This window comes from Nostoc sp. LPT, from assembly GCF_017115165.1.
Taxonomy (GTDB): Bacteria; Cyanobacteriota; Cyanobacteriia; order Cyanobacteriales; family Nostocaceae; genus Nostoc.
Genome location: NZ_JABXKF010000179.1, coordinates 82,404 through 94,747 on the forward strand (window position 1 = coordinate 82,404; position 12,344 = coordinate 94,747).

Sequence of the window (12,344 nt, forward strand, 5' to 3'; positions counted from 1 at the left end):
TTAAGTAATATATTCGCCTGACTGGATAGACTAGAAAGTGTTGCATCTACACCTTTCGTAGACATCACTCTTGTGAAAGCCTCTATAATTATTTGGCTGGTCAGGATAGGTTTAAATATATATTTAATCCAAATGCACAACTTAAAATAATATACGTGTTTTATTATAATTATTTAAGATTTTTGGCTGGGAAATCATCTTATATTAACTAATCTAATCTTTTACCAACAAAAACCCATGAACCTATACCGATTTTATTTTCTAAGAACTACTATTGAAACAAACAATTGAAAATCGGTGTGTGTCACATGGCAACGAAAAAGCAATTTAACAGTTTTGAAGATATGCTGTCTGCTTCTGATGTACCTGTATTAGTAGATTTTTACGCTGACTGGTGTGGCCCCTGTCAAATGATGGTGCCAATTTTAGAGCAAGTCAATGCCCAACTTAAGGAGCGTTTACGGATTGTCAAAATCGACACAGAAAAATACACAGATTTGGCTACTGAGTATCAAATTGCTTCTCTCCCAACCTTAGTATTGTTTAAGCAGGGTAAGCCTGTAGAGCGGATAGAAGGAGTGATGCAAGCACCGCAGTTGGTGCAATATCTACAAACAAAGATTTAAGCTAACCTTAGAATTTTAATTTTGGTTCTTAGAGGCGCGAAATATCGCGTCTCTTTCAATAGATAGATAATAATGTGCGCCATATTAATCAAATCACTGTTTGGTTGAACTTCTAAAAGCTATAGGACTCCTATTTAATTGCGTGAAAAAACTCTGTATAATTAAGGCTGATTCCCTACTCCCTGCCTCTGGCGCTTGCGCTGTACTTTGAGTACCACGCAAATAAGTTTAAAAATCAAATCGGATTGCGATAAAACCTTAAGCAAATCTTAAGCATATCTACTTATATATCTACAGAAAGTAGTTTAGAAATTGAGAAGACTATATTGTATAGATATAACAAAATATATTGACAAGTAAAACCATATATGAAAGGAAAGCAGCAAAGACCTGAGAAATCATATATTTGGGCGAATATTGATTTTGATAAGGTTAAAAATAGAATAGATGCGGTGACTTGCCAGATTGAGCGGGTTATACAAAAACACCACCTTTCAAATCAAACTGCTAAATCAGGTAGAAGAAATAATTAGGTTATCTGTGGAGCGATATCTACGATGAGCTACACCGACACAGTTTATTTTTAATCTAGCCCGCACTTCCGCTATTCGGTAAGCTCAGTCACCACCATAGACATCGCACTAGTTTTGCATAACAGATTTTGGGCAATGCGACTATATTTTTGTCAAAAACCAAACAATATTATTCAATAAACATCTACCAAATTTCTACGTATTTATTAGTCATTATTTTATCCTCAACACTCCTTTTAAAGATGTGACTAATGGACAGCCAAAGCATCGGGGTGGGGTTTTTGATGGTTGATTTATGCAAGAGGTCTACTGTGAACTTTGTTATCCAATCTCAAAATCCCCCAATTTCTTGGGGGATTTTAACTGCCTACTTCCTATCTCTTAAAATGTGAAAGTAGTCCGAAGTACACCTACAGTCGTAGTCTCATTGTTGCTGTTACCTTCTGGGTTAAAGAGAACAAACGCACCAGGGGTAATGCTGATATTATCGCTAACTTGAAGGCGGTAATAAGCTTCTAAATGGTAAGGAGTCGCCCGATTGTCGCCTGTAGGCGTAAGTTGAGCAGCACCACCAGTATCACTACGAAAAAGCGGCTGACCAAAAAGAATCCCGGCTGTGTTTCCTGACTTGAATAAATCTTTAAAGTGAATTCCCGCCATCCAACTTGTAAAGGTGGTGGAAGCATCCACGGCATTGGAAGCAGCATCAACAAATATTGCTGCACCGTAGCCAGATAATGCTATTTTGGGAGACAATCGCCATGTTACCGTACCGCCAACAGAGTTGAGTGTGAGCGGTGTTCCAACTGCAACTCCTGATAAAGCACCGATATCACTACTAACTAATCCTGTAGCCAAAATATTGATTTCGTGATAACTGTGGGCATAGTTTAAACCAATATCCAAAGCAGGACTTGGCTTGAAGGTTAACTGTGTGGCAATAATACTACTACCACTAAATAAACCTGCTCCCAAAGGTGTAGTAGAAACTCCTGGTACTGCTTCATTAGCAGATTTTTCCGGTAAATTGGCATTTACACTGCCGTATAAAGCTCTTAAATCAAAATTTGGCGAAATGTTAAAAATAAATCCCGCCGCTGATGCTAAACCAGTACCCGAAGTTCCACCAGAAACCCGTAGCACAGGATTCAAGTTGCCAAAACGAGAAATTGACTCTTGTCCTTCACCATAAAAAGGCGTAATTACTGGGAAAGCATCTGATGTCTCTGCCGCAGTTCCCGCAAACAAGGTTAATTTATTAGCGACGGGAAAGACATACAGCAATTTGTAAACCTGAATACTGTTTGCGCCAACACCCGACAAAGTATTGACATTTAACCCCGGAAATTGCGGCTCAAAACTGGTACGAGCGCTACTTGCACTCAAAAGTGGCGAAGCTAATCCTAAACCTTGTTGCAGGCTACCCTGTCCATCGGCTCCACCCAAAAAGTTATAGGCTTGCAATCCAGTAATTAATGAATCTTTACCAGTAAAGCTAGTGGTGAGATTTAACCGTACTCTATTGACTAGGATAATGTTCGGGTCACTGTCATTAGGAGCGCCACCAGTAGCACCAATACCAGCAATAATTGCCTCTCCATTAAGTTTGGTCGTAGTAGAAAACCGATTTGCTTCTAGTTCTGCTGTGCGAGCTTCTACAGCATCTACTCGACCCCGCAATGTTGCCAATTCCGCCGCAAATTGTTCTTGTAGTTTCTGCAAGGTGGCTAAATCTTGTTTATTGACCAAATCACCAGTTGCAGTCGCAATCAGTTCGTTGATTCGGTCTAAACAAGCATTTAAGCCAGCAGCAAATTCATAGCGAGTCATCGCCCGATTACCGCGATAGGTTTGATTGGGATAACCTGCGATACAACCATAGCGCTCGACTAAAGATTGGAGTGCCTGAAAAGCCCAATCAGTCGGCTGTACATCAGACAACTGGGATACGGATGTTACTTGTGCAAGTTTGTATGAGGTTGAAGATAAACTTGCAGGTTGTGGTGTGATTGGCTGCGACAAGTTAACAGCAGAATTTACTCCTATATCTTGAATTTTTTGCTGTTGATTGACTGAGGGTAAGTTTTTTTGAGTTTCATTAGCTATCAGCAATTTACTGGAAAGATTATTTGTTAAATTGCTTTGATGAGAATAATTCTTTTCATAGCTGCCGTCATTTTGATTAACAGCTACGTTTTTATCTGCAATTTTTAAACTAGGAAGGGCTTGCACAGGTGATAACCCGACAATTAAACATAAAAATCCCATCCCACTAGCAAAAGCTAGTAGATATTTTGCCATCATGACTCCCAACACCTATAAAATAGTGGAAAAATTCATTGCGATTTTAAAATGGATTGATAAGTAAATTTAAAGTAGATTTAGCAAGAGAATCTTGTTTACTTTAAATTTTGGATATCAGGTTTTTTTCTGAATTAACTTCCCAAAACATCAGCTTATATCGCAAGTATTAAATTCTAGTAAATACTATTTTTGGAAAGAATTAACAATACATCATATTGATAGTTTTTATAATTACGATAGGAATCCTAAATGGTTTTTTAACAATACATTACGTAAAATGCTTGATTCATAAGCATTTCAAATTTTCTCTGTTCAAATATAAAAAATAATTGCTATATTGACAAAATAATAATTACAAAAGTCTAATTTTGTGATACTGAATATAGTATTGAGCCGACATCAGCGACTCAATATCTAACAAAGAATAATTTACTCAAAAAAAATCAACAGGCTGCGATCGCTGCTTAATTTGGGTGTAGGCTAAGAGCAAGAAGAAAACAGCATATTGTAGTCCACGATTTCTCTGATTGAGATATTTCAAGTATTCAATCCCACCAATAACAAACAATGACCGCATCAGAATATCGGTGAACATCTTCACCTGATAGGGCCCCTTCTAATCGAGTTCTTAGTCGGCGCTTCAGCCGCGAACCATAATCTTCATTCGTGCCATCACTTACCTCTACTGAATCAGCTCGCCATTTTTTGCCCAAGTCTAAAAGCTCTGACACTTTTGTGTCTTGGTTCTCTGCAAGGATGTATAGTGTATCGGCAGGATAGGCAATGAAATGGATGATGCTGGTTTCAGGCATGGGACGATAATTTGCCATTGCAAGTAGGGTATCGACCATACCACCAAAGCTTAAACCGTTTTCATCTGGTGCAAAGATTGGTTTTGTGAACAGAAAGCTTGACCATAGATTTCTGTGGTTGGAAAGGTCAGTAATCACTTCTTCGCCATCAAACTCATTGAACCGACGCTGCCAAACCAAAGCAGCAAAGAGTTCTTGAGGAGAATATGATTTTGCAATCGATTGGATTTTGCCTAAATCAAGCATCACATTTCCGGTAAGTAATATTTTTAACAAAACATTTGTAACTACCCTTGCAGTTTATTTACCCAGTGCCTGCTATTCTTATAGTTACTTCGGTCTGTCATAGCAGATAGATTATCCTCGATAATGTTTTATTTGTGAGCGCTCATATACCATCGTGGTAGTATGGGTGCTTTTACTTTATCAATAAAGGCAGAAGGCAGAAGGCAGAAGGAATATTGCCCTCTGCCTCCTGCCTTCTTCACGCGATGTTTGGTGTTTGGTACACTAAGCTGATAATGAAGCTTTAACTTGACCAAAACGGCGATCGCGATTTTGGTAGCTCAACAAAGCTTGATGAAATGCTTCTCGATTAAAATCTGGCCAAAGAATATCGGTGAAATACATCTCTGTATACGCCATTTGCCACAAAAGAAAATTACTCAATCGCATCTCACCACTGGTACGAATCAGCAAATCGGGTTCTGGAGTATCTGCTGTGTAGAGGTGTTGTTCTAGAAGAGTTTCATTCACTTCTTGGGCACTGAGTTCGCCTTGTTCCACGAGTTGAGCTACTTGACGGCAAACTTTGGTAATTTCGTTGCGGCTACCGTAATTGACTGCAACCGTAAAGTGGATTGCTTGATTGTTCAATGTCTCTATCATTGAACGTTCCATTTCTGTCTGTAGAGACTTGGGTAAAGCCGATAAATCTCCAATAAACGAGATTCGTACTCCTTCTTGATGCATCTGAGCTAACTCGCGGCGTAGTAATCGCTCAAACAAATGCATCAGAAAATCCACTTCTTCAACGGGACGTTGCCAATTTTCTGTTGAGAAAGCGTAGGCTGTCAACGCTTTGATTCCCCAATTTTTACAGCAACGCAATAGTTCTTTGAGTGTCTTTGCTCCTTGGCGATGTCCAGCGATGCGCGGTAATCCTCGACTGCTTGCCCATCGTCCGTTACCATCCATGATGACGGCGATATGTTGGGGGATTTTTTGAGGGTTTAAATCAGTGGGTAATTTTGATTTGTCATTTGTCATTTGTCATTTGTCCTTTGTTTTGACTAATTAGTTTCAAATAAATTTTGCAGATAGTCTGGTGTGAGGCTATTGTTCCAACTCCACAAGCGATGCATTGTGTAAGTGAAGGTGAAGAGGAGAGTTATTTTGTTGGTTAATGACCAAGCATTCCAGTTGAGAGTACCCATCATGCGGCGTAAAGTACGCATGAGGTTGTTGCGTTGATAGTTTGGCGATCGCGTTTTGATTAGCGTCCGTCCAATTCGCATCAACCCAGTATCAGGGAAAGTCCAGACCCCAAACCCCCAGAATTTGGTCATGTGGTTGATTTCATCCTGTGCTAGTTCCTCTAAAACATCCTGGAGTGCGCCAGTAGTGTGAGCCATGAGCCAAATATAAAGACAGGTAGCACCGTATTCTGTGGCAATGCGGTGTAAGCCGTGGTGATATAAGTCTTCTTTGGCGTCATCTGTGGGGAGATAGCTTCTAACAGTACGAAGTTTGGGGGTAATTTTCTCGCCTGTTAATTGGGTGTAGATTTTGATTAATGCAGGTGTGTGCTGACGTTCTTCCTTTTCCCACAAACCAAGTTCTAGCAGTTCACCATTTTCACTGACAGTTCCACCAACAAACCGAGCCATCTGAGGATGCAATTTTTCCAAATACTGGCGACTGGTTTGGGTATAGCCGCGAATGGGAGCTTCTGTATCCATCGCACCGATCAATATAGATAAAAATACCTCTGTGTCTAAGCCGATAATTTGATTACGGTTAATTGTTTGCCAGTCGATGAGTTTCCAGGGACGCGGTTGGGGATTGGCAAACTGTAACGGTAAATCTTGCAGACGCTCGTGTAGTTTTTCAACTGCAAGATATTTGTCTATAAGGGAACGAATGCGCTGCTGTGTTTGCAAGTAATGAGGAATAGGATAGCTTTTACCTGCTAAGTCTTCTGCAATTGGGCTGAGGGTGTTAAGCATATTTTTATACTTAAATTTTTATCTCTATGCCCAATAAGCCTAAGCGATCGTACTTGCTTTTGTCAGTCGGCTGAAGTCGGCAGTTTTATGTGATAGGGTTGCAAAAGTCGGGGAAAAAGTTGGTTATAGAAAATTTGGGTTTCAAACTTCGCCTTTCTAAGACGACTTTACAAAGTTAGAAAAGAGAATTGCAGAGAATGTAGCGAAATTGTTAGAACAAGGGTAGATAAAAGTTGAGTAACAGGATAAATCATGAACGCTTATAAAACATATATCACTATTGCAGATCCAAAGCAGTTAGTATTATCTGATTTACCATTTAAAGCCGGACAAAGAGTTGAGGTGATTATTTTGACAGACGATAATCAAAGGATTACTTTAGCAGAAGAATTAAAAAAATTATTCAAAGAAATACAAGGGATACACGCAGATAATCCCTTGACTGATGAAGAAATAGCAGCAGAGATTGAAGCTTATAGACGGGGAGAATGAAAGTTATTATTGATACTAATATCGTAGTCTCTGCTGCTATAGCTGATAAAAATCCAGAGGCAGTAATTTTATTTGTGATTGCTAATTCTGCTTTTGAGTGGGTTGTATCGGCAGAGATTATCGCAGAATATAAGGAAGTTTTAAAGCGTCCTCGTTTAAAATTAACTAAGGCACAATACGAAAGATGGGTTTATTTAATTGATTCAGTTACAACACTAATTGATGTGGATGTGGAGGTTGATTTCCCCAGAGATAGGAAAGATGCAAAGTTTTTAGCTTGTGCTATTGCCGCAGGAGCAGATTTTTTTATTACGGGTGATGCTGATTTTAATGAAGCGCAAACTTTGTTAAATACAACTATTATTTCTCTGTCTTTATTTAAAAGGTTAGTTTGTGATGTGAGGGAATAAGCTTCAATTGTCAGCCCTCATCTTAAATTTATAGGTGAGGGCTAATCTATTGTTAATAACAAATATGAACAATCGCCCCTTACGCTTCTGGCAGTTCCCCAAATTGCTGACGGTAACGCTCAAGTTGTTGTTGCACTAATTCTAACTGCTGGCGAGTTTGCTGCTCAACTTCTTCTGGAGTTTGATAGCGCTTTCCTTGTTGGTCATACCAATACAAAACCTGACGCTGGATATTACCAGATACGTATTGCCCTCTACCAATTCCCAAACCAATTTCTGGCATCCAAAAGGGTTCACCAATTTGCAATTGATAGTTACCATCTACTAAGCGATAAACTTCAAAAGGTTGATGGCGGTCTCTTTGCCAATACTCTGGATTATAAATAATGTAGTACAGTACCCCTAACTTAGCATAGATGTCTAATTTTTTGTCGTATTCTCCACCCGGAGTTAAGGAAACAATTTCTAAAGCCAAGATAGGCACAATGTTGTTTTCTTCCCAAACAACATAGCTTTTACGGGATTTATCCGCCTTGTGGCGTTCTACACCTAAGCTCAAAAATCCGTCTGGTACAATCGGCACAAGTGGACTAACCCCTGTGGTATGGTAAACGCCCATATCCACACTGAAAAACCAGTCATTACGGTTTGCCCAAATGTATTGCAGCAAAAAGAGAAGCAAATTGGGAATAAAGTTCTGGTCTTCGTTATCCACAGGGGTATCGTCTGAACAAGGAAGTTCAGCACTGCTAGGCAATTGGCGGGGGTCTGATTTCACCATAAGTAATGATGGTGCTGGAGTGACCTAATGAGTTTTATTTTATCAAGAAAGGCAGAGGGCAGAATGCGATCGCCGAGGATTAAATTTATCTCAAAGGCTTTATGCGTTCGATGATGAGATATCGCCATTAATGTAACGCTGATTATATGTCCTGGCATATTCTTGAAACTGCTGCTCTTTTTCGGGTAATTGAATTTGCGAGATAATCTCTTGCCATATATTTGACATCAAGCAAACAGTTCATTTCTTCATTTATAATATCCCAAGCTTTTTCTTTTTCCACAAAGTAAGCTGCTTCATACCAATCTGCTCCATGCAAAATTAGGTTAGTCAAATTGTGGTAACGCAATGAATAGTCATTACATTCTGAGTCGTATATGCGTATGATGCTATTTCTCTGTGCATTAGGCACAACTGTATACAAAACACCGCCGTTACACCAAAGCTGGAAAATAGGGAAACTATGTTCAAACCAGTATGCTTCTTCACGCTCATGATAGCGAATTTCACCCATTTGCTCATGGTAAGCACTTACAGCTGCATTCAAAGACATAAATTCATAATTTTCAAATAGGAAGTTATATCCTGATGAACCATTACGCCATTGATACAGTTCATAAACCTCTTCAGGTAATTTAAATGACAGAAATCTAGTACTTTGTTCAATATCTTCACGCGAAAGTCCTGGAGCTAGACAAGAAATTTGCTCAGGTCTATTTTCTGTAAACCATGTATGAATTCGTTTTAGTCCTTCAGTTAGTTCTGACATTTTACGCTCAAATTTTCCCAAACTAAAGAATCTAGTCTATTTACAGAACAATTTTGTAGGTTTTTTAACACCAATTGTGCAACTTCTTTCCTATTTTGGCATGGTGATGCTTAGAAGGGTTTAGCCCATCTTGCATAGGTTTTATCAGTTTAGCTGGAGGCTTCCAGCCAAGGTCGGAAAAGTCGGGAAAAAAGTCGGATTTACAGAATCTTATCCGAAAACTTCAGCAACATAACTGTAGATTGATTTATAGTTGTCCTTAAAATCTGACCTACCTCTTCGTTACACAATGGACGCCCAAGCAGCATTAGCATGGTTAGACGCCATAATTCCCCCTCAGACTGGGGAACGGTTGAGCGATTTGCAAAAAGTGATTCTTGTGCAAGTTTGGTTGGGTAGAAAATACTTGGATATCGCTCATTCTTACGGTTGTACGGAAGGACACGCCAAGGATGCTGGTTCTGAGTTATGGAAGTTACTTTCTAAAGTATTGCGAGAAAAGATTACCAAAAGTAATTGTCGCGCTACTTTGGAGCGAGTTCTGAGAAAAACTACTGCCATATCATCAAGTCTGATTGATTACTCGCGATCGCCACATCCCACCCCAAAATTAGAGGATACCAATTTTATTGGACGAACAGAAGCGATCGCTCACCTGAATACTTTGGTAAATCAAGGCTCGAAAGTGATTGTCATCCAAGGTGAAGGCGGTTTAGGAAAAACTACTCTAGCGCAGCAATATCTCCAAACTCAGGGGTTTGACTTGGTTTTAGAACTGCTGATGGCGAAGGAAACGCAAAATATCACCCCCGCCGAACGAGTAGTAGAGGAATGGCTCAAACAAGATTTTGATCGAGAACCTGGGGTAGAATTTGGGGTTACATTGGGACGACTCAAGCGCGAACTCCACAATCGCCGGATTGGGGTGTTAATTGACAATCTCGAACCTGCATTAGATCGACAAGGTGGGTTGATTGCTTCTCACCACAACTATGTAGAACTATTACGGGTATTGGCTGATGCTAGAGTGCAATCTGTTACCTTGATTACCAGTCGCGATCGCCTTTGTGAACCTGGGCTAAATGTGAATCACTATCGGCTTCCTGGCTTAGATGAAAGCGCATGGCAACAGTTTTTTAGCAACCGGGGATTAGCTATCAACTCACCAACTTTGCAAATCATCCATCGTACTTATGGCGGTAATGCTAAAGCAATGGGAATTCTCTGTGGTTCGATTCTGGAGGATTTCGACGGTGACATGGTTCTTTATTGGCAAGAAAATCATGCCGATCCTTTAGCAGCAACGGACTTAAAAAATTTAGCCGTTAGTCAAATCAATCGTCTGCAAGCCCTCGACCCCCAAGCATATCGCTTACTTTGCCGTTTGGGATGTTATCGTTACCAAGATATACCCACCATTCCATCTCAAGGGTTGTTTTATTTACTTTGGGATGTCCCATCTGAGCAACATCGCCAAATTATCGCCTCGTTGAGAAATCGGTCTTTAGTGGAGTGCGACAAAGGTGAATACTGGTTGCATCCGGTGATTCGTGCAGAGGCGATCGCACGTTTACGCCCCAGCAATGAATGGGAAATTGCCAACCACAAAGCCGCAGAATTTTGGACAACTAGTGTTAAACAAATTGAAACCTTTAAGGATGCTTTGCAAGCTCTGGAAGCATATTATCACTACATAGAAATTCATGAATTTGAATTGGCGGGTAAGGTCATTTTAAAAAGCCGAAATAATCAATGGCAGCAGTTTTTACCTCTTGGGAGTACGTTGTATCGGATGGGTTTAATTCAACCGATACTTGCGGCAATTAATCAAGTTGTTAACAATCTGGAAGATGACCAAAATCTCAGCGAACTTTATAATATATTAGGCGATTTATATTGGATAACAGGTAAAATTAGTCAAGCGATCGCCTGTCAAAAAAAGACTATTACTCTGGCAACCCAAGCACTCAAATCACTTGCACCTCAGCCAGAAAATAAACATACAGTTTACTATCTAAGGATGCTAGAAGTAGATTCTCTATTAAGTATTGGTCTTTATCAAATAGATTTGTGGGAACTAGAGGCAGCCGCAAAGTTATTTCAACAAGTAATTTACTTAGCTCAAAACACCGAGCATCATCGCTGGGCAGAGAAAGCTTCAGTCTGTTTAGCTTTGGTGTATTCTTATTTAGGTTTGCATGATGCCTCGTCTGCATTAGCAGATGTAGCTTATCAAAATATTACGAACGAAAAATTGGTAGAACAGACTGGAAGATTTGTCTATTTCATGCAAATTTTAGCTCAAACCTATGTCAATTTGGGCGAATTTTACCAGGCAAATCAGATATTCCATCAAGCTTTGACTTTTGCTGAAGAAAGTCACTATACGCAGGTAAAAGCAAAAACACTCAATGGTTTAGCAGAAATCCATCGACAACAAACAGATTTTGCATTAGCTCTTGTTAATCAGACAGAAGCAATCGAACTTTTGGATAAAATAGGTGCAAAGTGTGACCTGGCTGAAGCTTATTTTCAATTGGGTTTAACTAATCAAAAGATGGCAACACTTGATGAAAGTCAAATAAATTTTAATCGAGCTATTCAGCTATTTACTGAAATCAAAGCACCAAAACAAGTTGAAAAAGTTTTAAACTGCGCTGCTCAAATCTGTGTTACCACTCGCAGATTGGAAACGATGTAAAATCTTTGATTTAGTAGACGGCTTTGTAAATAAATATTAGCCTAAGTGTCTATAGAGCGATGCTTCTATTTTCGCCCTTTTTTTCAGTGGCGTTGGCATTGCGCGCCGCAGGCATCGCTTCTTCAAGAGTAGGATGAAGATTTTTTATCGGCTTTCTTGGCTATTGTTACCAGATTCGGTCATCTAGCAAGAATGGAGAATTGCGATCGCATTTCACAATATCAAGCAGGAATTGCTGTACTACTTCCATAAGACCAACAACTCCCTGGACCAACAGAAAGTACGTTACCATCTGGTGCATAGAGAAACCAGTGATCGTAGTTTTGAGAGTAAATTGCAAACAGTCGTAGGACAACCTGATGTTCAAAGGTAAAAACTGCATCCCAGGCAGGGGGTAGCAGATCAATAGACTGCAACGTAAGATTGTCTAAACGATGAATTGCAGTTTCAAGCTGATCTCGTTCATCCCCGGAGGCTGCTAGAATTCTATCCTCTTCCTCTAATCGCCATACACAGTTATAAAGCCATAAGTGCCATTCTCCATGAATCTTTTGATGTTCATTGCTTGGTGGTAAAGGTTGACCAAACTCTAAAGTTAGAAAGCTACCAAATCCTAAAGAAACACCCCAAGTTTTCTGTCCCAATAACGGATTGACTTTTAGTTGGACTTCCTGAATACTCATACGTT

Annotated in this window: 12 protein-coding genes; 5 read left to right on the forward strand and 7 right to left on the reverse strand. The window is 39.7% G+C overall.

The annotated features are described in order from the left end of the window. Positions 1–308 precede the first annotated feature (308 nt). Both trxA and HWQ58_RS35605 read left to right on the forward strand, forming a co-directional pair. Complete coding sequence (gene trxA, locus HWQ58_RS35600; protein WP_292873170.1) at positions 309–626, forward strand: thioredoxin; 318 nt, start codon at positions 309–311, stop codon at positions 624–626. A 368-nt stretch (positions 627–994) separates the two neighbouring features. Continuing rightward, positions 995–1,159: a hypothetical protein gene (locus HWQ58_RS35605; protein WP_292873172.1), complete on the forward strand. Its 165-nt coding sequence runs from the start codon at positions 995–997 to the stop codon at positions 1,157–1,159. Between the two features lie 381 nt (positions 1,160–1,540). Here HWQ58_RS35605 and HWQ58_RS35610 read toward each other — a convergent pair whose 3' ends face one another. From HWQ58_RS35610 to HWQ58_RS35625, 4 genes are all read right to left on the reverse strand, one after another. Continuing rightward, positions 1,541–3,460: an iron uptake porin gene (locus HWQ58_RS35610; RefSeq protein ID WP_292873238.1), complete on the reverse strand. Its 1,920-nt coding sequence runs from the start codon at positions 3,458–3,460 to the stop codon at positions 1,541–1,543. Positions 3,461–4,008: 548 nt separating this feature from the next. Next, on the reverse strand, positions 4,009–4,521 hold the full coding sequence (locus HWQ58_RS35615) for a hypothetical protein (RefSeq protein WP_292873240.1): 513 nt from the start codon (positions 4,519–4,521) through the stop codon (positions 4,009–4,011). Positions 4,522–4,785: 264 nt separating this feature from the next. Next, entirely contained in the window at positions 4,786–5,544 is a 759-nt protein-coding gene (locus HWQ58_RS35620) for an isoprenyl transferase (RefSeq protein WP_292873174.1), read from the reverse strand. Positions 5,545–5,567: 23 nt separating this feature from the next. Beyond that, positions 5,568–6,503 carry a ferritin-like domain-containing protein gene (locus tag HWQ58_RS35625; protein ID WP_292873176.1) on the reverse strand — a complete coding sequence of 312 codons (936 nt, stop codon included), beginning with the start codon at positions 6,501–6,503 and terminating at the stop codon, positions 5,568–5,570. 252 nt (positions 6,504–6,755) lie between these two features. Between HWQ58_RS35625 and HWQ58_RS35630 the strand changes: the two genes are divergently transcribed. Further along, a complete protein-coding gene (locus tag HWQ58_RS35630) occupies positions 6,756–6,995 on the forward strand; it encodes a hypothetical protein (protein ID WP_292873178.1) in 240 nt (79 codons plus the stop codon). Next, complete coding sequence (locus HWQ58_RS35635; RefSeq protein ID WP_292873180.1) at positions 6,992–7,405, forward strand: putative toxin-antitoxin system toxin component, PIN family; 414 nt, start codon at positions 6,992–6,994, stop codon at positions 7,403–7,405. The genes HWQ58_RS35630 and HWQ58_RS35635 overlap by 4 nt, the downstream gene beginning before the upstream one ends. A gap of 79 nt (positions 7,406–7,484) precedes the next feature. Here HWQ58_RS35635 and HWQ58_RS35640 read toward each other — a convergent pair whose 3' ends face one another. Both HWQ58_RS35640 and HWQ58_RS35645 read right to left on the reverse strand, forming a co-directional pair. Beyond that, positions 7,485–8,186 carry a Uma2 family endonuclease gene (locus tag HWQ58_RS35640; protein ID WP_292873182.1) on the reverse strand — a complete coding sequence of 234 codons (702 nt, stop codon included), beginning with the start codon at positions 8,184–8,186 and terminating at the stop codon, positions 7,485–7,487. Positions 8,187–8,328: 142 nt separating this feature from the next. Next, on the reverse strand, positions 8,329–8,955 hold the full coding sequence (locus tag HWQ58_RS35645) for an SMI1/KNR4 family protein (protein ID WP_292873184.1): 627 nt from the start codon (positions 8,953–8,955) through the stop codon (positions 8,329–8,331). A 289-nt stretch (positions 8,956–9,244) separates the two neighbouring features. Here HWQ58_RS35645 and HWQ58_RS35650 point away from each other — a divergent pair, with 289 nt between their 5' ends. Continuing rightward, positions 9,245–11,656, forward strand: coding sequence for a tetratricopeptide repeat protein (locus HWQ58_RS35650; protein ID WP_292873186.1), 2,412 nt, complete (start codon positions 9,245–9,247; stop codon positions 11,654–11,656). Positions 11,657–11,877: 221 nt separating this feature from the next. Here the strand turns inward: HWQ58_RS35650 and HWQ58_RS35655 are convergent, their stop codons facing one another. After that, on the reverse strand, positions 11,878–12,339 hold the full coding sequence (locus tag HWQ58_RS35655) for a hypothetical protein (RefSeq protein WP_292873188.1): 462 nt from the start codon (positions 12,337–12,339) through the stop codon (positions 11,878–11,880). Positions 12,340–12,344: the final 5 nt, after the last annotated feature.